24 protein-coding genes are annotated in these 26,075 nt (G+C 70.2%); 6 read left to right on the top strand and 18 right to left on the bottom strand.

Annotation, left to right across the window (positions count from 1 at the left end; all coding sequences use genetic code 11):
- The first annotated feature begins 5 nt into the window (after positions 1–5).
- Positions 6–362, top strand: coding sequence for a DUF2304 domain-containing protein (locus tag OR600_RS03270; protein ID WP_168354007.1), 357 nt, complete (start codon positions 6–8; stop codon positions 360–362).
- A gap of 78 nt (positions 363–440) precedes the next feature.
- Here OR600_RS03270 and OR600_RS03265 read toward each other — a convergent pair whose 3' ends face one another.
- Positions 441–860, bottom strand: a complete 420-nt coding sequence (locus OR600_RS03265) for a 6-pyruvoyl trahydropterin synthase family protein (protein ID WP_265590641.1) — start codon at positions 858–860, stop codon at positions 441–443.
- A 127-nt stretch (positions 861–987) separates the two neighbouring features.
- On the opposite strand from OR600_RS03265, the gene OR600_RS03260 reads away from it, so the two are divergent.
- Positions 988–1,470: a low molecular weight protein-tyrosine-phosphatase gene (locus tag OR600_RS03260; protein WP_251173862.1), complete on the top strand. Its 483-nt coding sequence runs from the start codon at positions 988–990 to the stop codon at positions 1,468–1,470.
- Positions 1,463–3,103 carry a DUF2142 domain-containing protein gene (locus tag OR600_RS03255; RefSeq protein WP_265590639.1) on the top strand — a complete coding sequence of 547 codons (1,641 nt, stop codon included), beginning with the start codon at positions 1,463–1,465 and terminating at the stop codon, positions 3,101–3,103. Before OR600_RS03260 ends, OR600_RS03255 begins: the two co-directional genes overlap by 8 nt.
- An 87-nt stretch (positions 3,104–3,190) precedes the next feature.
- On the opposite strand, the gene OR600_RS03250 is transcribed toward OR600_RS03255, so the two are convergent.
- The gene (locus tag OR600_RS03250) at positions 3,191–5,098 is read right to left on the bottom strand and encodes a hypothetical protein (protein WP_135977762.1); all 1,908 of its coding nucleotides are present in this window, start codon (positions 5,096–5,098) and stop codon (positions 3,191–3,193) included.
- A gap of 163 nt (positions 5,099–5,261) precedes the next feature.
- Here OR600_RS03250 and OR600_RS03245 point away from each other — a divergent pair, with 163 nt between their 5' ends.
- Positions 5,262–6,020, top strand: a complete 759-nt coding sequence (locus OR600_RS03245) for a Fic family protein (RefSeq protein ID WP_168354008.1) — start codon at positions 5,262–5,264, stop codon at positions 6,018–6,020.
- Positions 6,021–6,097: 77 nt separating this feature from the next.
- On the opposite strand, the gene OR600_RS03240 is transcribed toward OR600_RS03245, so the two are convergent.
- The 3 genes from OR600_RS03240 to OR600_RS03230 form a co-directional block, all read right to left on the bottom strand.
- The gene (locus tag OR600_RS03240; RefSeq protein WP_135977764.1) at positions 6,098–7,048 is read right to left on the bottom strand and encodes a DegV family protein; all 951 of its coding nucleotides are present in this window, start codon (positions 7,046–7,048) and stop codon (positions 6,098–6,100) included.
- Positions 7,049–7,153: 105 nt separating this feature from the next.
- The gene (locus OR600_RS03235) at positions 7,154–10,606 is read right to left on the bottom strand and encodes an FtsX-like permease family protein (protein ID WP_265590638.1); all 3,453 of its coding nucleotides are present in this window, start codon (positions 10,604–10,606) and stop codon (positions 7,154–7,156) included.
- Between the two features lie 2 nt (positions 10,607–10,608).
- Positions 10,609–11,310 (bottom strand): ABC transporter ATP-binding protein, encoded by a 702-nt coding sequence (locus OR600_RS03230; RefSeq protein WP_135977766.1) that lies wholly within the window; start codon positions 11,308–11,310, stop codon positions 10,609–10,611.
- 86 nt (positions 11,311–11,396) lie between these two features.
- On the opposite strand from OR600_RS03230, the gene OR600_RS03225 reads away from it, so the two are divergent.
- A complete protein-coding gene (locus tag OR600_RS03225; RefSeq protein ID WP_204408116.1) occupies positions 11,397–11,708 on the top strand; it encodes an acylphosphatase in 312 nt (103 codons plus the stop codon).
- Between the two features lie 11 nt (positions 11,709–11,719).
- Here the strand turns inward: OR600_RS03225 and OR600_RS03220 are convergent, their stop codons facing one another.
- The 6 genes from OR600_RS03220 to OR600_RS03195 form a co-directional block, all read right to left on the bottom strand.
- A complete protein-coding gene (locus OR600_RS03220; RefSeq protein WP_265590637.1) occupies positions 11,720–12,469 on the bottom strand; it encodes a hypothetical protein in 750 nt (249 codons plus the stop codon).
- 190 nt (positions 12,470–12,659) lie between these two features.
- Entirely contained in the window at positions 12,660–13,685 is a 1,026-nt protein-coding gene (locus OR600_RS03215) for an amidohydrolase family protein (protein WP_265590636.1), read from the bottom strand.
- A 206-nt stretch (positions 13,686–13,891) separates the two neighbouring features.
- Entirely contained in the window at positions 13,892–14,353 is a 462-nt protein-coding gene (locus OR600_RS03210) for a flavodoxin domain-containing protein (protein WP_135977770.1), read from the bottom strand.
- A gap of 524 nt (positions 14,354–14,877) precedes the next feature.
- A complete protein-coding gene (locus OR600_RS03205; RefSeq protein ID WP_135977771.1) occupies positions 14,878–15,360 on the bottom strand; it encodes a hypothetical protein in 483 nt (160 codons plus the stop codon).
- Positions 15,361–15,404: 44 nt separating this feature from the next.
- Positions 15,405–15,710, bottom strand: a complete 306-nt coding sequence (locus tag OR600_RS03200; protein WP_204407835.1) for a hypothetical protein — start codon at positions 15,708–15,710, stop codon at positions 15,405–15,407.
- Between the two features lie 731 nt (positions 15,711–16,441).
- The gene (locus OR600_RS03195) at positions 16,442–17,242 is read right to left on the bottom strand and encodes an SDR family NAD(P)-dependent oxidoreductase (protein ID WP_204407169.1); all 801 of its coding nucleotides are present in this window, start codon (positions 17,240–17,242) and stop codon (positions 16,442–16,444) included.
- Between the two features lie 204 nt (positions 17,243–17,446).
- Between OR600_RS03195 and OR600_RS03190 the strand changes: the two genes are divergently transcribed.
- Positions 17,447–18,421, top strand: coding sequence for a nucleoside hydrolase (locus OR600_RS03190; protein ID WP_265590635.1), 975 nt, complete (start codon positions 17,447–17,449; stop codon positions 18,419–18,421).
- A 172-nt stretch (positions 18,422–18,593) separates the two neighbouring features.
- On the opposite strand, the gene OR600_RS03185 is transcribed toward OR600_RS03190, so the two are convergent.
- From OR600_RS03185 to rbsK, 7 genes are all read right to left on the bottom strand, one after another.
- The gene (locus tag OR600_RS03185) at positions 18,594–19,925 is read right to left on the bottom strand and encodes a NupC/NupG family nucleoside CNT transporter (RefSeq protein WP_265590633.1); all 1,332 of its coding nucleotides are present in this window, start codon (positions 19,923–19,925) and stop codon (positions 18,594–18,596) included.
- Positions 19,926–19,983: 58 nt separating this feature from the next.
- A complete protein-coding gene (locus OR600_RS03180; protein WP_265590632.1) occupies positions 19,984–21,282 on the bottom strand; it encodes a pyrimidine-nucleoside phosphorylase in 1,299 nt (432 codons plus the stop codon).
- Between the two features lie 11 nt (positions 21,283–21,293).
- Positions 21,294–22,007, bottom strand: a complete 714-nt coding sequence (deoD, locus tag OR600_RS03175; RefSeq protein ID WP_204407173.1) for a purine-nucleoside phosphorylase — start codon at positions 22,005–22,007, stop codon at positions 21,294–21,296.
- A 42-nt stretch (positions 22,008–22,049) separates the two neighbouring features.
- On the bottom strand, positions 22,050–23,249 hold the full coding sequence (locus tag OR600_RS03170) for a phosphopentomutase (protein WP_204407174.1): 1,200 nt from the start codon (positions 23,247–23,249) through the stop codon (positions 22,050–22,052).
- Between the two features lie 117 nt (positions 23,250–23,366).
- Positions 23,367–24,047 carry a deoxyribose-phosphate aldolase gene (gene deoC / locus OR600_RS03165; RefSeq protein ID WP_135977779.1) on the bottom strand — a complete coding sequence of 227 codons (681 nt, stop codon included), beginning with the start codon at positions 24,045–24,047 and terminating at the stop codon, positions 23,367–23,369.
- Between the two features lie 32 nt (positions 24,048–24,079).
- The gene (locus OR600_RS03160) at positions 24,080–25,036 is read right to left on the bottom strand and encodes a nucleoside hydrolase (protein WP_265590631.1); all 957 of its coding nucleotides are present in this window, start codon (positions 25,034–25,036) and stop codon (positions 24,080–24,082) included.
- A gap of 64 nt (positions 25,037–25,100) precedes the next feature.
- Positions 25,101–26,009 carry a ribokinase gene (gene rbsK / locus OR600_RS03155; RefSeq protein WP_265590630.1) on the bottom strand — a complete coding sequence of 303 codons (909 nt, stop codon included), beginning with the start codon at positions 26,007–26,009 and terminating at the stop codon, positions 25,101–25,103.
- Positions 26,010–26,075: the final 66 nt, after the last annotated feature.

Here is a 26,075-nt window from a genome sequence, read left to right as displayed (position 1 = left end):
CTCCCATGGACCGCTCCCTGCGCATACTCCTGATCGTGGGCGCCGCCGCGACCCTGCTGCTCATCTGCAGCGCCGTCAAGCGCCAGAAGATCCAGATCGAGGACTCCCTCTTCTGGATCTGCTTCTCCGGCCTCCTCGTGGTCCTGGCGGTGTTCCCCCAAATCGCCTTCTGGCTGTCCGGGCTCCTGGGCTTTCAGTCGCCCGCGAACTTCGTCTACGTGACGATCATCGCACTCATGCTCGTGAGGGAGTTCCGCAACTCGTCCAAGATCTCCACGCTCAAGTACCGGGTGGACCAGCTGGCCCAGGAGGTGGCACTCGACGAGAACGACCGCGGCGCCGACAAGGACGAGGGCCGCTGAGAAGCGGCCCTCGGGGGTACGGGGCGCATGGACCGCCGTTGGGGCCGCCCCCGGGGCGGCCCTTTCCCGTGTCGCCCCCTAGGGACGGCAGACCGCGCGGTTGTTGGGGGTCTCGTCGACCTCCACGGCCGTGACCGGCAGCCCCATGGCGCGGAGCTCGCCGAAGACGTGGCGGGCCAGGTTCTCCGCCGTGGTGCGGAAAGGCAGCACGGTGAGGGAGAAGGTCTCGGCCTCGAGGGCCGCCACGGTGGCGGGGGCGAGGGTGCCCTCCTCCACGAGGAGGGTGTGGTCGAGCGAGTCGCAGACCTCGGCCACGGCGCCTTTGACCACGGAGAAGTCCACCACCATGTCGCGCATGTCGCCGTCCTCGACGAGGCTGTCGGCGCCGAACGTCGCCACGACGCGCCAGCGGTGGCCGTGGAGGTTCTCGCACTTGCCGTCGTAGCCGTGGAGGAAGTGGGCGGAGTCGAAGTGCCCCTCGGCGATGAGCTCGTACATGGCGGCCTCCCCGCGTTCGCGCGGCGCCCGTGGGAAGCCGCTGTGGACGCGGTGCATCATACCCCACGGCCCCGGGAAGAGCGTGTATGCTTGACCCGTTTTCCTCCCCTTCAAAAAGGAGCAAGCCTTGGCGAGCCGCGCCCCCGTGTCCGTCCTGTTCGTCTGTCACGGCAACATCTGCAGGTCCACCATGGCGCAGTCCGTCATGGGGCACCTCGTGCGGGAGGCCGGCGAGGAGGGGCTCTGGACCGTGGACTCGGCCGCCACGAGCACCGAGGAGCTCGGCAACCCGCCGCACCCCGGAACCGTGGCGGAGCTCGCACGCCACGGCATCCCCTGCGTCCCCCACCGGGCGCGGCGGATGCGCGCCGACGAGCTCGACGACTGGGGCCTCGTGGTCTACATGGACGGGGAGAACCTCCGCGGCCTGCGGCGCATCCTCGGCCCCGCCGCCCTGGACGGCGGGCGCGTGAGGCCGCTCCTCTCGTTCGCGGACCCCGCCTACGCCCGCGGCCGCACCGACGTGGCCGACCCGTGGTACACCGGCGACTTCGGGGCCACCTTCCGCGACGTCCGCGAGGGCTGCAAGGGGATGCTCTCCCGTGGCTGAGGCCTCGCGGCGCCGGGTGGCGCCCTGGGTGCTCGCGGCCGGCCTCGCGACGCTCGCCGCCCTCCTCTGGCTCGCGTGCTCCACCCTGGGCGGCATGGCCTGGAGGGACGCCCTCTTCCCCACCGTCCTCGTGCCCTCGGCCCTCCTCGTCGGCCTGAGACGGCGCGCCCTGGCCGCGCACCCGGGGGCCGCCGTCCTGGCCGTGGTGCTCCCGGTGGGGCTCCTCCTCTGCGCCTACATGCCGGCCATCGTGTCCGTGAGCTGGGACGGCTACGTGCATTACCGGGCCGCCAACCGCATCGCCCAAGGGCGGGTGACCGTGAGCTCGCTCGCCGACGACGTCCTCTACGACATGGACGGCATCTACGACGTGGGCCTCTACCCGCTCGGGACGAGCGACGACGACTGGCACCCCAACTGGGAGTCCATCCTCTCGGAGGAGGGCATGGACCACGCCAACGAGCGGTTCGAGGAGCTCGACGAGGTGGTTTCCACCCGCAAGACCAACGTCACCCCGTGGGAGCCCACCACCCTGGGGCGGCTCCCCAACGCGCTGGGGCTGGCCGTCGGCGACCTCCTCGGCGCGCCGGTGCTGGCGAGGCTCTTCCTGGGGCGCGTGTGCAACCTGCTCGTGTACGCGGCGGTCATGGCCCTCGCCGCGTCGTGGCTCAGGCGCGGGGGCTGGGTGGTCTTCGCCGTGGCCGTGACGCCGACGCTCGTGTTCATGGCCTGCAACTACTCGTACGACCCCTTCGCGATCTCCCTGGTCACGCTGGCCGCGAGCCGCTTCGTAGGCGAGCTCCAACGCCCCAACGAGCGCCTAACCGCGGGCAGGGCGGCCTGGATCCTCGTGCCGTTCCTCGTGGGGACGGTCACCAAGGCGGTGTTCGTCGCCTCGGCCCTCATGCTGCTCTTCATGCCGAGGACGAAGTTCTCCGACGACCGCGGGCACCGCGCCTGGGTCTGCGCCTGCTGCGCGACGGCGGCGGCGGTGCTCGCCACGTTCGCCGTGCCGTTCCTGCTCGCCGGCGGCAGCGTGGGGGCCGACACCCGCGGGGGCGCCGCGGACATCGACTCGCGGCGGCAGCTCGCCTTCCTCCTCACGCACCCGGTCACCTACCTCGCCACCCTCGTGGGGAGCTTCCTCCGGGCCTTCAACCCCGTGGCCGTGTTCCAGCAGCTCCCCGTGAACCTCTGCTACCTGCCCATGCCCGAGGGCTGGCCCCTCATGGCCGCGGGGTGGTTCTGCCTCGCGCTGTCGGCCGCCCTGCTCGACCGCGGCCCCGTGGACGACCGCTGGCGCGGCCCCGCCGTCGGCTGGGGGACCTTCGCGGGCATCGCGCTGTCGCTCGTGCTGATGGCCACGGCCCTCTACCTCGGCTACACCGACGTGGGGGCGCCGCTGGTGGGCGGCATCCAGGTGCGTTACCTGCTCTTCGAGATCTCGCCGTTCCTGCTGGTGTGCCTCAACCTCGGCACGGGTCCCAGGCGCCGGCTCGAGGGACGGCTGGAGGCCGCGGGGGGCGCGGGGCCGGCCCGCCGCGCGATGGGGGCACTCCCGCAGGCAGCCCTGTGGGCAGGCTTCTGCCTGCTGTGGGCCGTGACGGCGTTCGGGTTCCTCGTGCGTTTCTAGGCCCGCGGGGGGGCGGCGCCCAGATTGGGACAAAAGTGCCCGACCGTTGGGACAAAAGTGTCCGACTGGTGGGACGGGGCGGCGGTCTCAGCCGTTGTGGGCGGCCACCCAGGCCAGCGCGTTGGCCACGGGGTCGCCGGACTCCTCGCAGAGGCCGAAACCGCCCTCCCAGACCGCCGTGAGGTCGGCGGTGGAGACGCCGTCGTAGGAGCGGAGCGCCCACGCCAGGTCCATGGCGGCGGTGAAGGGCACCTCCGACTGCGCGAGGCCCACGTTGACGCGCCACGCGGGCGCCACGGCGCCGGCCGAGAAGGCCTCCCCTCCCGGGGCCAGGTAGGCCAGGGGGTCGCAGAGCGAGCAGCGCTCCGGCGGCGTGAGGCCCTGGGCGTCGCGCACCGTGAGGTTCTGGCCCCAGGCGCCCACGTACCCGGGGTCCCAGCCCGCGAGGGAGCGGTACTCCCACTGGCGGTGGTTCAGCAGGTCGTAGACCATCTCGGAGTAGTGCAGCGTCTGGGTGTCCGGGACGCCCAGGAGCTGGTTCTCGGCCGTGTCGCAGCCCACGCCGTCGAAGGCCGTGCAGGCGAGCGTCGGCGCGGCGAGGGCGCGCACGTAGGCGCCGAGGGACCCCACCCGGACGGTGCCGCGGGAGGGGCTGTAGGAGAGCCAGGAGTCGCCGTCGCCGTTGAGCGAGGCCACGTAGGCCTTCGCGGTCTCGAAGGGCAGGCTCTTGAGCTGCGCATGGACGCCCTCGACCGTGGAGGCCGCGCCGAGGTCCACGTCGAGGCCCGCAGACGCCACGGCCTCCGCGTTCTGCTGCGCGCCCGCGGCGAGCTCCTCGGCCGTCCCCGTGGACGACGGCTGCACCCCGGGAAACGACGCCTGCTCGGCCGCGCCGCGCACCACGGTGGCCGGGAACGCCGTGGCGTCGAAGAACCGCTTGGCCGATCCTTCGAGCTCGGAGAGCACCGCCTGGAGGTAGGAGCCGTCGCTTGCCTCGCCGTCCAGGGTCTCGTCGAGCGCCAGGGGGGCGTTGTCGGGATCGGTGAGGCCCAGGCCGGAGACCCAGCGTCCGAAGGACCCCGACAGGTCCCGGGAGAGGGCCGACGTCCAGCGGTCGGGCGAGCGCGTGCCGTCGTCCACATGGCGCCCGTAGAGCCACTCGTAGGCGCCGTCGGCGGAGGCGAGGGGGCCCACGGGGTTCCAGATCGCACAGCCGGAGGGGGCGTCGGACAGGGTCGCACCCTCGCCGTCCCAACGCGCGGCGCCCTCGGCGTCGAGGAAGGGGTCGAACGCCGGGGCGTCGCCCGACGCACCGAGGCATGCGACGAGGGAGGCGCCGGCGCCCACGCCCAGGCAGAACACGCCCGAGGCGCCGCCGGGCAGCCGGCCCGCGTTGAGCCGCAGGAACCGGATGGCGCTCTTGAGGTCGCAGACGTTCCACGGCAGGCCGCCGGGCACGGTGCCGTCGCCGGAGGCCTGGCCCCGCGACTCGAAGCCCGTGGTGCAGCCGCGGCACCCGGCGAGCACGTAGATGCACCCGGCGTCCATGTAAGGCTTGAGCCCCTCGTAGGAGTAGGTGCCCGCCGGCGTCTGACCCCGCCACGAGGCGGAGTCCACCGCCATGACCACCGGGGCGTTGGAGGAGTCGAACGACCCCACCTTCGCTCCCTCGGCCACGGTGCAGGAGAAGGTGTCGCCCTTGGCCTCGGCGTCGAAGTAGGCGCCGGGGACGAATATCGAGAGGCGCTGCACGGTGGAGGAGGCCGGCGTCAGGCAGTAGGGCACGCAGAGCCGGTAATAGACGTCGTGCTCCTCGTCATGGCTCCAGGCGGAGGCGTCGAGGGCGAGGTCGTCGTAGGCGTGGACGTCCACGGAGGGCCCGTCGTCGGAGGCCGCCGGAGCGGGCGCGGGGGCGGGCCTGCCGCACGCGGAGAGGACCGCGCCCAGGGAGGCGGCGGCCGAGGCCGCAAGAAAGCTCCGTCGCGTGCATGCCATGGGACCCTCCCCTACTCGCCTGCCGTACGGCCCTTAGTATCCCGCGCCGCGCGCCGGGCCACGACATCTCCAGACCGCTGCCCGAATCCCCTCCGCCCGCGGCCGTCCCGGATGGGCGCCTTGGTCCATGATGGATGAAACGGTTCCGGAGGAAGGGACAGCCATGGCCAGTGACGAGAGCCGCGCATACAGTATGGTCCTCGAGTGGTGGGGGCTCCTCCCCCGCCCGGTGCGGCGACGGGAGCTCGGCGACTTCGCCATGGAGTTCGCATACCACTCCGCCAGGGTCGAGGGGGCCGAGCTCACCTACGAGGAATCGCGGGAGGTCTTCGAGCAGGGCAGCGTCACGGCCTACACCGGCGACGTGCGCTCCCTCGTCTCGCTCACCAACCAGAAGGCCGCCTTCGGCTGGATGACGGAGCGGCTCGAGGAGCGCGCATCCCTGGACGAGGCCTTTGTGCTCACGCTGCACCGCACCCTCACCTACGGCACCTACAGCCCCACCCAGCTGGCCGACGGCGAGCGGCCGGGCACCTACAAGCTCTCCGACTACATCGTCCGCGAGACCCATGACGTGGGCGCCGCCCCCGACGAGTGCCCGCGCCTCACGCGCGAGCTCCTTCGCGACGTCGATGAGACGCTCCCAGGCCTCACGCCCAGGCGCGCCGTCACCTGTGCGGCCTTCCTCCACAACGAGCTCGTCACCATCCACCCGTTCAGCGAGGGAACGGGGCGCGTGGCCCGCGAGCTGGCCAACTACGTGCTCCTCTTCGGCGGGCACCCGCCGGTGAGCGTCTTCGAGGACGAGGTGGACGCCTACTACGCCGCCCTGGAGGCCTTCGACGACACCGGCGACCTCGAGCCCTTCAAGCGGCTCCTGCGCCACGAGACCGTGCGCTCCTGGGAGGACCGGGTGCGCTAGGCACCGCGGCGGACGGGCAAAAAGAGGGGGCACCCCGGACCGTCCGGGGCGCCCCCTCCCACGTCGCCGCGGACACCCTACCCCTCGGAGCGGACCTCGCTGGCGATCTGGTCGGGAACGCTCATGCCGTCCCTGCGGTCGGCGCCCCAGAAACAGCAGGACAGGAAGCCCGGGCCCACGTGGCAGCCGATGGTGGGGCCGGCCTCGGCCTCGATGAACAGCACGTCCCCGTCGGCGCCGCGCCCGATGATCTCCTCCAACCGCCGCATGTCGGCGGGGCAGTCGGCGTTGGCGGTGGCGCACACGAAGGTGGTGTCGGAGTGGTTCTGGAGGTAGTTGTCGGCCAGGCGGCGGATGGCCTTCTTGCGGCCACGGGCGATACCGGCGAGCTCGAGGGTGCCGTCGAGGGCCACGGTCAGCAGCGGCTTGATGTCGAGCTTGGAGCCCACGAAGGCGATGCCCGAGGGGATGCGGCCGCCGCGGGCAAGAGCCGTGAGGTCGTCCACCATGAACAGGGTGTGGATGTGGTTGTGGGCCTCGGCCGCCCAGTCGGCAAGCTCGCGGGCCGTGAGCCCCTTGTCGCGCTGGCGCACGGCCTCCCACACGAGGAGCGTGAGCGGGGTCGAGGGCAGCTTGGTGTCCACCACGTAGAGCTCGATGTCGGGACCGAACTCCTCCTTCATGCGCTCGAGGGCCATGCAGGCGCCCTCGTAACAGCCGGAGATGCCGGAGTCGAAGGCGAGGTAGACGGTGGGGACGCCCGAGGCGATGGCCGCGCGGAAGGCCTCCTCGAACTCCATCTGGGAGGGCTGGCTCGTCTTGGGCTCGGCGCCGTGGCGCATCCGCTCGTAGAACTCGTGGGAGCTCATGGTGGCGAACATGTCGTCGACGCCGCAGAGGGGCTCGCGCCCGTCGTCGCGGTCGGGCTCGGTGTAGGTGAAGTGCAGGACGGTGAGGCCGTTCTCCTCGCAGAACTCGCGGCTGAGCTCGCACGGGGAGTCGACGATGAGGTTGCAGACGGCGGCCATGGGACCTCCAGTGTGAGACGGGGCACAAACGCGTCCATGATAGGGCACGACCCGAGAGCCCACGGATAACCCACAGGCGGCCCGAAGGCCCGGGGCCGGGCGCGGCTACTCGGCGGATTTCAGGCTCTCCACCATGTCGATGGACGCGAGCCTGGGCACCATGGCCGCCAGCACGAGCACGCAGAACAGCACCGTGAGCCCGAACGAGCAGAGGTAGCTCACGGCATGAATCTCACGGCCGAACATGGCGGCGTCCACCTCGGCCGTCACCACCACGTAGCCCTCGAACCACGTGCCGAGCACGAGGCCGACGAGGGCACCCACCACCACGATGATCGCGATCTCTCGGAAGACGTAGGAGCAGACCTCCTTGGGCAGGAACCCGAGCACCTTGAGGCTCGCGATCTCGCGGGAGCGCTCGGCAATGTTGATGTTGGCCAGGTTGTAGAGCACCACGAAGGCGAGGAGGGCCGCGGCGGCGATGAGCACCACCATGACGAGGTCCACCGACGAGAGCATCTCGCGGTAGGTCTCGATGGTCTCGTCGTCGAGCATGAGCGTCTCCACGCCGTCCATGGCCTGGAGCCGGTCGGCGTCGACGGCGCGCTCCACGGCGTCCGTGGGCAGGAACGCGAAGGCGGTGTTCGCCTCGCCCGGCTCGCCGAAGGCCCGGACATAGGCATCCGCGCCGATGTAGACGTAGGAACCGAGGTAGTTCTCGCACACGGCGGTGACCACGAGGCGGCGCTCCTGACCCGTGGTGTTGCCGGTGGCGTCCTGGGCCCAGAGGCGCACCTCGTCGCCGGGGCCGACACCGAGCGTGGTGGCCAGCTTCTCGGTGAGCACCACGGAGTCGGAGCCGAGGTCCACCGGGGCGCCGCCCCGGCGCTCGCGCAGGGTGACGGCGCGCCCCAGGGAGCCGGCGTCCTCCGGGACCACGAGCACGACGGCGAGGTCCTTGGAGCCGTCCTCGGGCCTCGCCACGACGTTCTCCTCGAACGCCGCCACGGGATCGCCGCGGCCCATGGAGCCGAGGGCGTCCAGGACGTCGGCCCGCTGCCGCCCCGTGGCGTCGACCGAGAGACCCACCGTGGCGTTGTAGTGCACGATCTCGCCGAACTGCTTGTCGATGATGTCGTTCACGGCGTCACGCACGCCGAAGCCCGTGAGCAGCAGAGCGCAGCAGCCAGCGACGCCCACCACGGTCATGAGGAAGCGACGGCGGTAGCGGAAGATGTTGCGGAACGTGACCTTCCACGAGAAGGAGAGGCGGCGCCAGACGGGCCCCACGCGCTCCAGGAGGATGCGGCGCCCGGCCTTGGGGGCCTTGGGCTGCATGAGGCCGGCCGGACTCTCTCGGAGCGACGACAGACAGGCCGCGAGGGCCGCCCCCACGGTGACGGCCACACCGATGACGGTGGCCGCGACGGCGGGCGCCGCCTCCACAGGGAGCGGCATGGGCCGCGCCGGGACGCCGTAGATGATGCCGTAGGCGGTGAAGATCACACACGGGAGCAGCTGCGACATGGAGAGCACGCCCACGAGCGCGCCGAGGAGCGAGGCGGACCCGGCGTAGGCCACGTACTTGGAGCAGATGGCCGCGCGGCCGTAGCCGAGGGCCTTGAGCGTGCCCATGAGCCCGCGGTCGTCGTCCACCATGCGGGTCATGGTGGTGAGCGAGACGAGGGCGGCCACGAGGAAGAAGAAGAACGGGAACGCCGTGGCGATGGCGTCGATGCGCTCGGAGTCGGCCAGGTAGGAGGCCGCCCCGTAGTTCTGTTCGCGGTCGAGCAGGTAGACGTCGCCGGGCCCGATGGCGTCGACCTCGCGCTGCGCGTCGTCCAGCCGGGCCTCGGCGTCGGCGATCCCGGCCAGGGCCTCCTCCCTCCCCCGCTCGTAGGTGGCGAGGCCCTCCTCGTACTCGGCGCGGCCGTCGGCCAGGCGCGCCTCGGCGTCTGCGAGGGACGCCTGGCCGGACTCCACCTTCGCGCGGGCCTCGTCCAGCTGCGCGCGGGAGGCGTCGAGGGCGTCCCTCCCCTCCTGGAGGCGGGCCGCGCCGGAGTCGAGGGCGGCGCGGTTGTCGGCGAGCTCGGCCTCGGCCTCGTCGAGGCGGCGGGCCTCCTCGTCCAGGCGCGCGCGACCCTCCTCGAAGGTCCGGACCGCCCCGCGGGCGGCCTCCACCTGGGGCGCCTGGGACACGAGGGCCTGGGCGGCCTCCAGGAGGTCCTCCAGGGCGGCGACCTGGCCCTCCAGTCCATCGGCACCGGCGGCCTGGTCCTCCTTGAGCCGGTCCAGGGCCGCCCGGGCGGCGTCGGCCACGGCCTGGGCGTCGTCGCCGGAAAGACCCGCGGCCGCGGCCTGGGCCACGAGCCGCTGGCACCCCTCGTCGTAGGCGGCCACGGCGGCACGGGCCTGCTCCACGGCGGGAGCCTGGGCCTCGAGCCCCGCCTCGGCCCGGGCGAGCTCCTGTCTGCCGGCGTCCACCTGCGCGGCGGCGGCCCCGAGCTGTCGGCGGCCCTCCTCGAGCCCCGCCGCGTTCCGCTCTATCTCGGCCTCGCCGTCGGCGAGGAGACGCTCCCCGTCGGCCACCTGGGCGCGGCCGTCGGCGAGCCCCCGCCTGCCGTCTTCCACCTCGGCGGCGCCGGAGTCCAGCCGGGCCCCGGCCTCCTCAAGCGCCGCGGCGCCGTCCGCGAGGGACGCCTCCGCCTCGGCCCGGCGGTCAGCCAGCTCGGCGCGGCCCTCGTCCACCCTCTCCTGGGCCTCGGCGCGCAGCTCGTCCGCCCGCCCCTGGGCGAGCCCGGGGATGAGGGCTTCGATGCGCCCGGCCACGGCGTCTACCGCGCCGTCGTAGGAGGCCGAGCCCCACGGCTCGTCGGCCGCGCCGGCCACACGCACGTAGAGCTCGGTGTAGGGGGCGTCGGGAACGAAGGCCGACGGCAGCGTGAAGAGCACCTGGTTGACGGTGCCGCTGCCGAGGGACGTGGTGGAGAGGACCGCCTCCTGCACGTGGGCCGACGACACCACGGTGCCCACGACCCTGAAGTCCCGCGTGGCGAGGAGTCCGTCGAGGTCCTGGGCGCCGTAGAGCACCTCCACGTCCCCGGGCACGGCGCCCTTGTCGGCGGCCTTGTCCACGATCACGCACTCGTCGGCGGACTCCGGCCACCTGCCGCTCCTGAGCTCAAGACCGTTCATGGGACCTCCCGAGAAGCCGGCCGAGGCCCAGGAGTCCAGCGACACGACCCGGCAGGCATGGTTTACGTCGCCCATGCGGGCCATGACGTCCACGGAGCGGCCCGGCTCGCAGGCGGCCACACCCCCCACCGAGGAGACGTCGCCCACCTGGGACGACGAGAACCCGAGCGTGGAGACCAGCTCGAGGTCGTAGAGGTTCGTCCGGTCGAAGAAGGCGTCGGCGGAGCGCCGCATGCCGACGCCGGTCATGCGCAGGCCGGCGAAGAAGCCGCAACCCAAGGCCACGATGACGACGATGGCCACATAGCGGCCGGCGGTCTGCCTGACCGTGCGCAGCAGGTGTCTCCAGAAGACGGGGGGCACGCTCACCACTCCACGGAGCTCGCGGGGGCGGGCGACGGGTTGGTGGAGACGGAGGTGGCACGGCCCTCGCGCACGTGGATGACGCGGTCGGCCACCTGGGTGAAGGCGCTGTTGTGGGTGACGATGGCGACGGTGCGGCCGGTGGCGCGGCACGTGTCCTGGAGCAGGGCGAGGATCTGCTTGCCGGTACGGTAGTCCAGCGCGCCCGTTGGCTCGTCGCAGAGCAGGAGCTTGGGGTTCTTGGCGATGGCGCGGGCGATGGCCACGCGCTGCTGCTCGCCGCCGGAGAGCTGCGCCGGGAAGTTGTCGAGGCGCCCCTCGAGGCCGACGGCCGCGAGCGCCTCGGCCGAGGGCAGCGGGTCGGGGCAGATCTGGGAGGCAAGCTCCACGTTCTCCAGGGCCGTGAGGTTCTGTACGAGGTTGTAGAACTGGAAGACGAAGCCGATGTCGTTGCGGCGGTAGAGGGTGAGGCCGCGGTCGTCGAGGTCCGACACCTGCCGCCCCCCGAGCTCGATGACGCCGGAGGTGGGGCGGTCCATGCCGCCGAGCATGTTGAGCAGGGTGGTCTTGCCGGCGCCGGACGGGCCCACGATGACGCAGAGCTCGCCCCGCTCGATGTCGAAGGTCATGCCGTCCAAGGCGCAGACGTCGACGTCTCCCATGTGGTAGACCTTGCGGACGTCCTCGAAATGCACGAAAGCCACGGCCACCCCCGTCCGACGCGACACCGGCGGCCCCGACGACAGCCGCTATGCTTACCTATGATAGGCGATGGGAGAAAGGGGCGGCCGTGGACGGGACGGGCGACGGCGGGAACAGGCTGGAACGCTACCGGATGTCGTTCGGCGGCCGGTGCCAGGGCGTGGGGTTCCGCTACACGAGTGCGGACATCGCCGGGCGCGTGGGCCTCTCCGGCTGGGTGCGCAACGAGGACGACGGCACCGTCTCCATGGAGCTCCAGGGTACCCCGTCGCAGGTGGTGCGGTTCATGAAGCTGCTCGAGCACGCCTACGAGCGGTTCCCGTGGCGCTACACCGTGGAGGCCATGGACTCCGTGGAACCCGACCCCGAGGACCGCAGCTTCCGCATCGTCTACCGCTGAGGCCGGGGCCGTCAGGCGATGCGCTCCGCCAGGGCACGGTTGCGGTCGCACACGACGATCCAGGCCACGGCCGCCGCGCCCACGACGTCCACCACGGCGGGGACGAACCCCACCTGCACGTACACCGCCATGGGCACGAAGTAGCTCCACCCCTCGAACACGAGGATGAACAGGGGCACCCACGCGAACACCCAGTAGAGCGGCGACGAGGCGAACCGCCGTATGCCCCAGGCCACAAGGGCGGCCGAACCCGCGAGGGCGAGGCCCAGGCCCAGGGAGACGAGCTTCTCGGGGCCCCAGAACGGCGTGTGCCGCATGGCCGTGAAGCGCCCGTCCATGACCTCGCTCATGGACCGCAGCAGGCGCTCCTGACCGCCGAGGTAGTTCACGTAGCGCACGGCGAAATACGTGAGTACCACCGCGACCATGAACGACAGGGTGCGCAGGGCCGCCTGGCGCGGCGACACGCTGCGGTCGGCGAGCACCACCGAGACGATGGCCCACACGCCCAGGGAGCCGGTGGCGAAGCTCATGTAGAGCCAGGTGTTGTAGTTGTAGCCGGGGTTGAGCTCGAGGGCCGCCACGACGGAGCCCGCGACGATGCCCGCGAGGGCCGCCAGCGACACGGCGCGCCCGGTGTCGAGGAACGTCTGGCACGAGCGGGGGAACGCGCCGGGCGAGTGCGCGGCGAAGAGCTCGTAGCCGGGCTCTCCGGCCCCGTCGGCCGCTCGTCCGCCGCCCTCGTTCCCTGCCCAGCGCATCGTCACCGTCCTCTTCCGTCGCTTTAGGGACTCATCCCGCCAAACGAACGGCCGCAACGCCGGGAGCCGGCCAGGCCGGGTTTTCCACGCATCCGCGACCACCCTGCTTTCAGCCTGCAGCTAACCCACGGAAAAGGCCGACACCCGGGGGGGGGCGCCGGCCTTCACGGGCGTGGTCGGGGGCCGTCGGCTAGAGAATCGTCTTGCCGCGATTGATGACGTGCTTGATGTGGTAGGAGGAGTCCACGAGCACGATGTCCGCGTAGCGGCCGTCCTCGAGGGAGCCGACCTTGTCACCCATCTTGAGGGCGCGGGCGGGGCCGGAGGTGGCGGCGTCGATGGCAACGTTGGCCGGCACGCCCATCTCGATGGCGCGCCTCATGGCGTCGAAGAGGTTGCCGTCCTCGGCCACGAGGACGGTGCGGCCCTGGAGCAGGGCGAAGTTGGCGACGATGTCCTCCTTGGAGCCGTTGTCCTCATGGGCGACGAGCTCCACGAACACCTGGTCGTTCTTGAAGGCGGCGTCCATCATGCCGGGCTTCTTCTCGTCGAGGACGATGCGCTCGTCCCAACGGCGGCTCACGAGGGTGGCGCCGGCCTTGATGGCCTTCTCGGTCTGGGCGAAGGTGGCGTCGTTGTCCACCACGCCCACCGTGGCCTTCTTGGAGACGAGCCCCACGTAGGTGTGCATGCCCTCCTGCGTGGCGTCGACGTCCACCACCTTGAAGACGCCGTCGCCCACGGACTGGAGGTCGTCGAAGGTGTCGACGTCGTCGTAGGCGAGGTCCTTCCAGGACTCGGGCGAGGGCTTGGCGTCCTCGATGTGCCCGAGCGGGCGCTCGAGGGAGAGGCCGAGCACAGCGGCGCAGTCGTCGTGGCGGTCGGCCTCGTCGGCGTTCCAGTCGACGACGGTCTTGGCGACCTTCTTGGCGTGGGCCGCGGGGAGCTCGACGGTACCCACGAAGGAGGTGACGCCGTTGCCGGCCTCGAAACGGGCGACCTTGTCGACGGCGTAGTTGCCGGCGTCGTCGTAGACGGTGTCAGCGGCCTGGCGTACGCGGATGTCCACGAGGCCCGGCAGGGCGATCAGATCGTAGGCGTCCACGATCTCGCCGTCGGCGGAGGCGTCGGACTTGATGAACTCGCCCTCGGTGACGATATCGGTCTCGGCGAAGGTACCGTCGGCCTGGTATACCTTGGCGTTCTTGATGCGCATGCAATGCTCCTTTGGTCCTTGCTAAGTCCGGCCGGCGCCCCTCGCCAGGGCCTGGCCGACGTATCCAAAGGGCCTAGTACCCGAAAGGGCAGGCGCATTGCAACAGGTCCGCCGCGCCATCGAATGGGCACCTTGCAGGGAGGGGGCGCGGGCCCGTGCGGCGCCCGCGCCCCCTCCCTGGGACGGTTCCTCGGATGGCGCGGCCGTCAGACGGCGCGGGAGAGCTCGGGGTCCTCGGCGGCAGCGAGATGGGCGAGCTGGGCGCCGAGGGCCTGGCAGCGCTCGTCCTGAACGCCCTCGGGGGCGCCGGCGACCTTGAGGTTGCCCACGACCTTGGCGCCGCAGCGGCCGAGGTGAGCCTCCCACTGGTCGAGCCACTCGCCCACACCCCAGTCGTAGGAGCCGAAGACGGCCACGGCGCGGCCGTCGACCTCGCCGTCTATGCCCTTGGTGAGGACCTCGAAGTCGGACTCCTTGAGCGTGTCGACGTCGAGAGCCGGGCAGCCGAGGGCGATGGCGCCGTACTTGGCGGCCATGGAGGGCTTGAACTCCTCGGAGGAGAAGACGCTCACGGAGGCGCCGGCGTTCGCGGCGCCGCGGGCGATCAGGCGGGCCATCTTCTCGGTGTTGGACTTGGCATTCCAGTAGACGACAGCAACGGAACTCATTGAGGCATCCTTTCCCAGGGGGTCCGCCGGCGGCGCGAGCCGCGGGCGGCCTTCTGTACCTCCCGCCGGGCCTCCGGCCGCAGACGGGACTGGAGGAGTATGCACCAAAACCCGTCGCGGTCAAACATTGACAAGCGTGGAGCACACAGTCCCTTGATATTCCTCTTTCTAAAGCAAAAAACTATCTTACAGAAGAAGGTCTTTTTTGTTTCTTTATGTAAACCATGTAACTGATATTCCGGTTTGGAACAGGAAAACATCAGGAGAATGACCGTTATTCAAAACTTGACTGAAACATCGCGATCGCGGAGCGGTCGGTTTGCGCGAGAGCCGCATGGGGCGGTGCGCCTGTCGGTGTCTGGGGACCCTTACGTTTCTGAACCTTTCGGCATCGCCCTGGGAAGAGGGCCGAGCCAGGGGACGGGTCACAGGGACGCCGCCCCCGTGTCGCCGAACGGCATCGGCCCATGGAAAAGCGCGCCCCCGAGGGGGGCGCCCCGTGACGAGGGCGTGCCTGCGGGATGTCACGCCTGAAACGGCGACTCCTGGGACGAGGCCCGACGCCGCGGCCCCGACCTGCCTGCCGGGTCGCTCACCCAGACGACCTTGACGACGATGGGGTCGGACTCATCGTCGACGACCCCCGAGCGCACGCGCTCGAGCTCCTCTGCGAGCTCCCGGCTCCGGGCCTCGGCGGCCTCGGCGCGGGCCAGGGCCTCCTCGAGCTCGACGGCCCGGCGCTCCCCGACCCGTCGTGCGGCTGCCCCGGGGATGTCGTGCACCTTCACAGGACCCGTCTCGTCGGGGCCGCCGAGACGGGACGCCCGACGACGCATGGCGCCGGGGAAGAGCTCGCGGTACGCCTCGAGAACGTCCGGATGGGCGGCCAGGGCGCGCCACATGGTCTTCCGCGACGGGGTGCCGGGAAGCTCGCAGAACGAGGAGACCGGCATACCCGAGTCGAGAAGCTGCTCGAACAGCCGCTCCCAATCGCGCTCTGTATACATGCGAACCTCCTCTGCCGGCGGGCGCCGCACGCCCGGACAAGCCGCTAGTTTCTATCGAGTCTCCGCTGGAGCAGGCGCAACTGCCGGTCGCGGTCCTCCAGGAGGGCCTGGTACCTGTCGCCCTGCTCGCGGAGCAGGCTCCGGTACATGGCGTCGAGGCCGTGGATCTTGGCCATGACGTCGCTCTCGTCGGCGCCCCAGGGGGACCGGCGGAACCTCAGGGAGCCGATGCGCCGCGAGATGCTGTCCAACGCCGCGTCGACGTCCCTCGACCGCGGCGGCACGCGCCCGGACCCGCCGGACGTGGCGAACGGCGGGGACGCGGGCAGCCGCCTCTCCGGGGCGCTCACAGCGACCTCCCCACCGGGCAGCCGGAAAGGGAGGCGCAGACTGCATGATCTTGAGGGAGGGAACGGAAAGGGCAGCAGGTTCCCCAGCGGGGCCCCGTGCCCTCAGGGGTCGAAGGTCTAAAAAAATAGCCCCGATAGCCGACCGTGGCAGCAAGGTGACTGCAGTGGGCCATAGGAGCTTCCCTCTCTTTGCGTGTGACGGCACATCGACCCCTCCCACCAGACTCCATGGGACCGGGAAGATGATTTCTATAGCACCAATGATTATGCCCCCCCCCCCCGGACAAGTCAATATCCTATACACTTAAATTCTCTCATATTTATGGATGTCGGTATAATCTACTGCCTTTTAGAATAACTACCTTGAGTTTTATAGCACCATTCAAACTAGAGAAAATCTGTGGTTCCATTTAGCTTAAGTAAATTTTCGTGTTAGAGGGTAATAATTATTCCCACTACAGCTATTCGAACATATCGATTCACTCAGTTTGAACACAGTTTCAGCGTATCATGACCCTGTGCGAAGGGCACGACCCTCAGACACCGGGCGTCCTACGGGAGGCGCAGCCTCCGGGCCCCACGGAGGCTGCGGCGAGGGGCGCCGGGACCGTGCACGGGAAGGTGCCCGGAGGACCCGCACGGTCACGTCCCGGGCGTCACCGGCACGGCAAAGGGGCCCGCCCCGATGCCGGGACGGGCCCCTGAGGCCGCCGCGCGATGCGGGCGCCGGCTTACGGGCGCTGGCCCATGCCGCCCTCGAGCACGAGGGTCTCGCCGGTCATGAACTTGAAGTCGGGGCCGGCGATCTGCACCACCACGCGGCCGATCTCGGTCTCCACGTCGCCGTAGTGGCCCATGGGGGGCATGTGGACGTTGGCCTCGAAGGCGTCCGGGTAGGCGGTCTGGAAGTCCTCGAGGGCCTTGGTCCAGGCCAGCGGGCACACAACGTTGACGTTGATGCCGTCGGGGCCCCACTCGGTGGCCGCCACGCGGCTCATGCCGCGGATGCCCTCCTTGGCGGCGGCGTAGGCCACCTGGCCGTAGTTGCCGAAGAGCCCGGCGCCGGAGGCGAAGTTGACCACGGAGCCCTTGGACTCCTTGAGATAGGGGTAGCACGCCTGCATGTAGTAGAAGGTGGCGTAGAGGCCGGAGTAGACGGCAAGGTCGAACTGGTCGGTGGTGTGGTCCGCGACGGTGACGCCGGAGGCGGAGGCCTGGGCGTTGTTCACGAGCACATCGATGGAGCCGAACTCGGCCACCGCCGCGTCGACCACCTTCTGGACCGTGGCCTTGTTGTCCTGCCCCGCGGCGACGTCGGCCTGCACCCACAGGCACCTGACGCCGTAATCGGCCTCCAGGCGCGCCTTGGCCTCCTCGAGCTTGGCCGTGTTGCGGCCGGTGACCACGATGTTGGCACCCTCCTTGGCGAAGGCGGTGGCGATGCCGTAACCGATGGAGCCCGCCGAGCCGTCCTTGAGCGCGGCGAAGCCGCCGCCGGTGATGATGACGGTCTTGTTGTCGAACTGTCCCATGCCGGTTCCCCTCTCTTCTCTGCCGTAGCGTCTCTGAACGATCGCTGACCATTATGGGCGAACTCCGTCGGGTCCGCCTGCAGGAACCGCTCGCTCCCCCCAGGCGACCGCAGGCATATATAAAGTTATTCTGAAATAACTTTCGTACCAAAATATGCTCGAGGGCCCTGTACCGGGCCTGTCCCAGCCCCAAGGAGGCACCCCATGGCACGCAAGGTTCTGCTCGACCTCGACACCGGCATCGACGACTCCATGGCCATCTGCGAGGCACTCGCCAACCCCGCCTTCGACCTCGTGGGCATCACGGGGGTGTTCGGCAACGTCTCGGTGGACCAGGGGGTGCGAAACGCCCTCGCCGTGCTGCACCTCCTCGGCCGCGACGACGTCCCTGTATGGGCCGGTGCGCGCCACCCGCTCCTGTGGGACGGCGACGGGGATTTCCTCCCGCCACGCAACATCATGGACATCCACGGGGAGAACGGCGTGGGCAACGTGGAGCTCCCCGACTCCCCGCGCGCCGCGGAGGAGAAGGGGGCCGTCGACGCCATCGTGCGGCTCTGTCGCGAGTGCGGCGGCGACCTGGACATCGTGGCCACGGGGCCGCTCACCAACCTCGCTCTCGTCCTTGAGCGCGACCCGGGGGCGCTCGGGCTCGCCGGGTCCGTCACCGTCATGGGCGGGGCCGTGGCCACCGAGGGCAACGTCTCCCCGTGCGCCGAGGCCAACGTCTTCAACGACCCCGAGGCAGCCTCCGCCGTCCTCACCTCCGGCATCCCCGTCACGCTGGTGGGGCTCGACGTGACGATGAAGGAGGTGCTCACCAGGGAGATGGTGGACCGCTGGCGGGAGGCGGGGCCCGCCGGCGAGACGATGGCCGACATCGTGGGGTTCTACGTGGACGCCCACAACGACTGGCTCGCCCCCACACTGGGCGGCTGCGCCCTGCACGACCCCCTCTCGGTGGCCGTGGCGGCCGACCCCGGGCTCTGCGGTTACCTCCCGAGCGTCATGAAGGTGGACCTCGAGGGGGAGCTCCGCGGGCGCACCATCGGCGACCAGTCGCAGATCCGCAACCCGGACCGCCCGGTCAAGGTGGCCCTCACGGTGGACGGGGCGCGCTTCTCGCAGCAGCTCATGGCCGACATCGAGCGCGTGTGCTCCGAGGCGCCGCGACCCTGACCGGAGCGGGACGACGCACGGGAGGACCCCACGGGCCCTGCGGGAGACCGATTCCCTCAGGGCCCGTTCCCGTACGTAGGACCCACCCGCGCCACGGCGGTGTCGAGGCACGGGAAAGGCCCGGCCGCAACCCGTGCGGCCGGGCCCCGGGAGAGGGCGCGTGACGCGGCGCCTACCAGACGAACAGGCCCACGAGCGCCGCGGAGAGCAGCGACACGAGGATGCCGGAGAGCAGGAGGCGGCCCACCTGGTGGGAGATGGCGTCGTTCTTCTCCTTGCTCACCATGCCCTTGAAGCATCCGATGACCATGCCGAGGGTGGAGAAGTTGGCGAACGAGGTGATGAAGGTGGTCAGGACGGCCTGGTAGTGAGGTGCGAAGGAGGTCACGCTACCGGAGACCTCGCCCATGACCACGAACTCGTTGGTCACGAGCTTGAGGCCCATGAGCTGGGCGAAGTCCCAGGCGGTGCCGGGGTCGAGGCCCATGAGCCAGGCGGGGATGAACATGAACACGCCGAGGATGGACTCGAGGGACAGGTTGGGGTTGATGAGGCCGAGCAGCGCGTTGATGACGGCGGCAAGGGCCACGAAGGCGACGACGTTGGCGGTGATGATGAGGATGAGCTGGCCGCCGGTGAGGATGGAGTCGCCGAGGAACGAGAAGTAGGGCTCCTTCTCGGGCTTGGCCGGGTCGTGGGTGAAGAACCGTTTGACGGGGGGCAGGGCCTCGTAGGCCTCGACGGCCTTGGCGAGCTCGATCTTCTCGGCGTCGGTGGAGTCCTCGACCGGGGTCTCGTCGGGGGTGTCGGCGAGGCCGTAGATCCGGTCCTCCTCGGGAGTGACCTTCACCGGGTAGAGCATGTGGGAGAAGATCAGGGCGTTGATGCAGTTGAGAGGGATGGCGGTGATGACGAACTGCGCCGGCACCATCTGGATGTACGAGCCGATGATGGCGGCGGTGACGCACGACATCGACATCATGGCCAGCGTGACGTTGCGGCCGGCCCTCATATGCTGCAGCTGGACCTTGGAGACGGCCAGGGCCTCGGTGTTGCCGAGGAACATCATCTCGACGGCGTAGAAGGTCTCGAACTTGGGCCGGCGGGTGATGAAGGACAGGCCGCGGCCCACCCACTTGATGACCCAGGGCAGGAATCCGATGTAGGTGAGGGTGTCGAACAGCGGCACGATCATCAGGATGGGCAGGAGGGCACTCGTGACGAAGTTGACGGGCGCGGGGTCGAGGCCGTCGGGGCCGACCCAGTTGGCGAAGGCGAAGTTGATGCCCTGATAGGACAGCGTGACGAGCTCGGCGAAGCCCGCGGCGGCGCCGGAGACGATGGCGCGGCCCACCTCGAAGCTCGTCAGGAACCAGGCGAGGAAGAGGCTGATGGCGCACATCAGCCCCACCGACACCCAGTCGATGTTCTTGCGGTCTGCCGAGAAGGCCCAGCCCAAGGCTATGAAGGCCAGGACCCCCAGGATGTTGACGATCAGTTCCATAGCGCGTTTCCTCTCCCTTTCCGGGCCCCGGCGCCCCAGCCGCGGGGCGCCGGGAGGATTACAGGACCATCCGGTGCACGAGCTCGACGGGCTCGGCCGCGTCGGCGATGCGGATGTTGTCGAGCACGAGGTCGACGACGTTGGCCACGTCCTCGCGGTTGCTGTGGATGGTGAGCAGGCTCTCGCCCTCCTCGACGGGGTCGCCCACCTTCTTGTCGAGCACGAGGCCCACGGCGTAGTCGAGCTCGTCGTCCTTGGTGGCGCGGCCGCCGCCGAGCATCATGGAGGCGATGCCGAGCTCGTCGGCGGCCATGGAGGCCACGACGCCGGACCTCGGGGCGGGGACGTCGAACTGATATGCCGCCTGCGGCATGACCGTGAAGTCGTCGACCACCGAGCCGTCGCCGCCCTGGGCCTCCACCATGGCGCGGAACCGCTCGAGGGCCGAGCCGTCGGCGATCTTTGCCTCCAGGAGTGGGCGGGCCTCCTCGGGGGTGTCGGCCACGCCGGCCATGACCACCATCTGGGAGCCGATGGCGAGCACCAGCTCCAGCAGGTCTGCCGGGCCCTCGCCCCGGAGCAGCTCGACGGACTCCTCGATCTCGAGGGCGTTGCCGATCTTCCGGCCGAGGGGCTGGTTCATGTCGGAGATGACCGCCACTGCCTCCATGCCCGACCCGTGGGCGATGTCCACGAGGGCCCGGGCCAGCGCGACGGCGTCCTCCTCCTCGCGCATGAAGGCGCCGGCGCCGGTCTTGACGTCCATGACGAGGGCGTCGGTGCCCGAGGCGATCTTCTTGGACATGATGGAGCCGGCGATCAGCGGGATGGAGTCCACGGTGTCCGTGACGTCGCGCAGGGCGTAGATGCGCCTGTCGGCCGGGGCGATGTCGCCCGTGGCACCGGCGATGACGCACCCCACCTCGCGGAGCTGCTCCTTGAAGCGCCCCTCGTCGAGCTCCACGGTGTAGCCGGGGATGGCCTCGAGCTTGTCGAGGGTGCCCCCGGTGTGGCCGAGGCCGCGACCCGAGATCATGGGCACGGGGATGCCGAGCGAGGCCACGAGCGGCGCGAGGGGGATCGAGACCTTGTCGCCCACGCCGCCGGTGGAGTGCTTGTCGACCTTGACGCCCGGGATGTCGGAGAGGTCCAGGCGGTCGCCCGACTCGAGCATGGCCTGGGTGAGCAGGCGGGTCTCTTCGGCCGCCATGCCGTTGAACCAGATGGCCATGAGCAGGGCGCTGGCCTGGTAGTCGGGGATGTCCCCGGCGGTGTAGCCGTCCACGAAGAAGCGGATCTGCTCCTCGGTGAGCTCGCCGCCGTTGCGCTTGACGTCGATGACGTCGACCATCCTCATGGTTGCCTCCCCTACTCCGCGATCGCGGTCTCGAGCGACAGGGCGATCATGTCGTCGAGGGAGGAGGCGCGCTCCTCGGCGGTGAGCGCCTCGCCCTCGCCGACGATCATGTCGGAGACCGAGAGGATGGACAGGGCCTCGAAGCCGAGCCTGGCCCCGAGGAGGTAGAGGCCGGCCGACTCCATCTCCACGGCCAGGACGCCGTAGTCGGCGAGCAGGCCGTTGTCGATGTCGTCGTTGTAGAAGCGGTCGGCGGCGAAGACGTCGCCCACCTTGACCGGGAGCCCCCGGTCGCAGGCGATGTGGTAGGCGCGGTCGAGCAGGCCGAAGTCGGCGAGGGGCGCGTAGTGGATCTGGGGCCCGAGGGCGCCGGCGGCGACGTTGCTGTCGGTGGAGGAGCCCTGGGCGAGGACGATGTCGCGGATGTGGACGTCGCGGCCCACGCCGCCCGCGGACCCGGGCCGGATGATGCGCTTGACGCCGTAGAAGCGGACGAGCTCGTTCACGTAGATGGAGAGGCTGGGGATACCCATGCCGGAGGCCTGGACCGAGACGGGGACGCCCTTGTAGGTGCCCGTGTAGCCGAGGCAGTTGCGGACTGCGTTGACCTGGCGGGCGCCGTCGAGGTAGTTCTCGGCGATGTAGCGGGCCCGGAGGGGGTCGCCGGGGAGCAGGCAGACGGGGGCGTAGTCGCCGCGCTCGGCCGTGTTGTGCGGGGTTGCCATCGTGGTTCCTTTCGACGTTGCGGCTTGTGGGTCCGGCGCCGGTCAGGAGACGAGGGCGAGGAAGCTCGTGCCCTCGCCCGTCCCCTCGACGCCGAAGTTGTCGAGCACCGTGGCCCCGAGGTCGGCGGCCGTGGGCCGCGTGCCCAGGTCCTGGCCGGGGTGGGCCATGGAGGGCGAGAAGGCCAGGAGCGGCACGAGCTCGCGCGTGTGGTCGGTGCCCTTGTAGCAGGGGTCGTTGCCGTGGTCGGCGCAGATCATGAGCAGGTCGTCCGGGCCCATGGCGGCCATGACGCGGCCGAGGCGGGCGTCGAAGTCCATGAGGGCCCGCCCCTCCCCCACGGGGTCGCGGCGGTGCCCGTAGACGGTGTCGAAGTCCACGAGGTTCACGAAGCACAGGCCGCAAAAGTCCGTGGCGACGGCCTCGTCGACGTGGTCCATGCCGTCCATGTTCGACTCGTTGTGCCAGCTGCGGGTGATGCCCCGGCCGGAGAAGAGGTCGCCGATCTTGCCGATGGCGAGGACGTCGTAGCCCGCCCCCACGAGCCGGTCCATGTCGGTGGGGCCGGTGGGGGCCAGCCCGTAGTCGCGACGCTCCGACGTGCGCGAGAAGGAGCCGGCGTCATCGCCCACGAACGGGCGGGCGATGACGCGCCCCATGACCACCTCGGGGCCGTTCACGAGCCCGCGGGCGTGCTCGCACAGGCGGTAGAGCTCGTCGAGCGGCACGACGCCCGTGTGGGCGGCCAGCTGGAGCACGGAGTCCCCGGAAGTGTAGAGGATGACGGCGCCCTCCTCGACGGCCTGCTCGCCGTGGTCGCGGATGACCTCCGTGCCGGAGTAGGCACGGTTGACGAGCATCCTCCTGCCCGAGAACCCCTCGAGGTCGTCCACGAGCCACCGGGGGAACCCGTCGGGGCAGTGCCCCATGTCGAAGCGCACGGGCAGGCCCATCATCTCCCAGTGGCCGTCGATGGAGTCGTTGCCGTTGGACGTGACGGTCATCCTGCCGTAGCAGCCCCGCGGGTGCTCGGCGGGGGGCACCCCGGGGAGGGGGTCGTCGGTGCGGATGTTGCCGAGGCCCAGCGACCCCAGGTTGGGCACCGCGAGGGAGCCGTCGTAGGTGCGGGCTATCGACCCGAGGGTATCGGCCCCCACATCGTCGAAGGCCGCCGAGTCGGGGGCCTCCCCCACCCCCATGGCGTCGAGCACGATGACGAAGATGCGCCGGTAACGAGGGTCCATGTCTTCCTCCGTTCGTTGCATTGGGACAGAGGGGCCCCGACCCCCCTGCACAAGGAGGGGGGCTCGAACGGTCCCGGAGGACCCCTCTCGGTTGTGCGGTGGTGGGTCGGGCGACTCCTAGGCCACGTCGTCCGGGGCGCCGGCGAGGATCGCGAGCGAGGCCGAGACGCCCAGGCGGTCGGCACCGGCCTCGAGCATCTCCACGGCCTCCTCGTAGCTGTGGATGCCGCCGGACGCCTTGACTCCGAGGTCCGGACCCACGGCCTCGCGCATGATCGCCACGTCGTGAGCCTTGGCCCCGCCGATGGAGAAGCCCGTGGAGGTCTTCACGAAGTCGGTCCCGGCCGCGGCCGCGAGCCCGCTCGCGCGGCGGATCTCGTCGTCCGTGAGCAGGCAGGTCTCGAGGATCACCTTGAGCAGCTTGCCCGCCTCGTGGACGGTCCCGGCCACGGCCTCTATGTCGGCCTGGACGGCCGCGTCGTTGCCCGCCTTGAGCTCGCCGACGTTGATCACCATGTCGACCTCGTCGGCCCCGTTGGCCAGGGCCTCGGCGGTCTCGGCGACCTTGGACGCGGTGGTGGTGGCGCCCAGGGGGAACCCGACGACCGTGCAGGTCCTCACGCCGGAGCCGGCAAGCCCCTCGCTCACGCGGGAGACCCAGTAGGGGTTGACGCAGACCGAGGCCGCGCCGATCTCGCGGGCCTCCCCGACGACTCGGTCGACGGCCTCTGCCGTGGCGTCCTGCTTGAGGAGGGTGTGGTCGAGGTAGGAGGCGAGCTCCGATTTGGTGGGTTCCATGGGCGGTGTGCTCCTTACGGGACGGGCGGCGGTTACTGGCAGGAGGAGACGAGGCGGGTGATGCGGCCCATGAACTCGTCGAGGAAGCGGGCCACGTCCACGCGCACGGCCACCTCCATGGTCTTGTTCGGGTCGTTGAGCAGCTCGGGGTTGCCGATGGTGCGCCCGCGGGTGGGACCCTCGACGTCGACCATCATGTTGATGGGGAGGCACTCCACGAGGCTTGGGTCCACGGCGACGGCACAGGCCAGGGGGTCGTGGAGGCCGCACCCGTGCAGGTGCGGCGCGGTGGTCTCGTAGGCCTTGATGTAGTAGTCGGTGATGTCGGCCAGGCGCTTGCCGGCCTCGGTGCCCGTCTCGCGCCAGAGGGCCGTCTCGCGGTAGGTGAGGAGCGTCTGGAGGGTCACGTCGAGGCCGATCATGGTCGCGGGGATGCCCGAGCGGAAGACGCGGTCCGCGGCGTCGGGGTCCTGGCTGATGTTGGCCTCGGACCACGGGGTCACGTTGCCCGGCACGGTGAGGGCGCCGCCCATGAGGACCACGGCCCCAACCTCGTCCACGATGGACGGGTCCTGGGCGATGGCCGCGTCGAAGTTGGTCAGGGGGCCGGTGGGGACGTAGATCAGGTCCTTGCCCCACCGGTGCACGGCCTCGACGATGAAGTCCACGGCCCCCTGCCCCTGGGGCGCCCGGTCGCTGGCAGGGACATCCACCTCGCCGACGCCGTTCTTGCCGTGGATGAAGGCGGAGACGGGCTGCACCGTGAAGTCTTCGGCGAAGCTGGCGCAGGGGAGCCCGGGGTACACCGGGACGTCGGGGGCGCCGAGAAGCGCGCACACCGCGAGGGCGTTGGCGGTGCTCTGCTCCGTGGTCACGTTGCCATAGGTGGTGGTGATGCCCACGAGCTCCACCTCCGGGCTCGCGAGGGCGTAGGCCACGGCGAGGGTGTCGTCGATTCCCACATCGAGGTCGAGGACGAGCTTCTTCATGCGAACCTCCTCATACGGCCCGGAGCCCCTGCCGAGGGGGCGCCGGGAACGTCCTGTGAACCACCTAGAACGAGGCGTTGACCTCGGCAAGGGAGGGGATGGACTGCTGGGCGCCCACGCGCTGCACCGTGAGGGCGCTCGCGCAGGTCGCGAGCTCCATGGACTCCCTGAACCCCATGCCCATGAGGTGCCCGGAGACCATGGCGCCGATGAAGGTGTCGCCGGCGGCGGTGGTGTCCACCGCATCCACGCACCGCGCGGGGACGAAACACTCCTCGCCGCGGTCGTAGCCGTAGGACCCCTTGGAACCCAGGGTGACGACCACCTGGGAGACGCCCTTCCCAGCGATCTTCCGAGCCGCCATGGAGGCGTCCTCCGGGCCGAACGGGAAGTCGCCGGTGATGGACTCGCACTCGGTCTCGTTCATGCAGAGGTAGTCGACGGACCGCCAGAAGTCGTCGGGGATGGGCCGGGCCGGGGCGGGGTTCACCATGGTGAAGAGGCCCCGGTCGTGGGCATGGGCCAGTGCGGCGGCCGTGGCGTCGGGCTCGCACTCGAACTGCGTGAGGAAGACGTCCCCCGGCTCGCCGAAGCGGTCGACGGCATCGCACACGTCGGCGGAGGAGAGACAGTAGTTGGCGCCGTGGTCGAGGATGATGCGGTTGTCGCCGTCGACGCGGATGATCGTGGCGGTACCCGTGGGGACCTCGGTGACCGTCCTCACGGCCGACACGTCGATGCCGGCGCCATCGAGGCACCCGAGGAGCACGGAGCCGAACGTGTCGTCCCCCACGGCCGCAACCATAGTCACCGGGGCGCCCATACGCGACGCGGCGACCGCCTGGTTGGCGCCCTTGCCGCCGGGGTTGGTGATGAAGGAGTCGCCATCGATGGTCTCTCCCGCGGCAGGGATACGCGCGCAGCAGATGGAGAGATCCATGTTCATGCTTCCGAATACCAGGGCCTTGGGCACGGCAACCACCTTTTGTTCTCGAGGGAAAAGCCACCTAAGGGCGACGGGCGCCCGCAACAACTAGAT

It is taken from the genome of Granulimonas faecalis (assembly GCF_022834715.1).
GTDB classification, from domain to species: Bacteria; Actinomycetota; Coriobacteriia; order Coriobacteriales; family Atopobiaceae; genus Granulimonas; species Granulimonas faecalis.
This window is presented reverse-complemented; position numbering and strand designations above follow the sequence as displayed.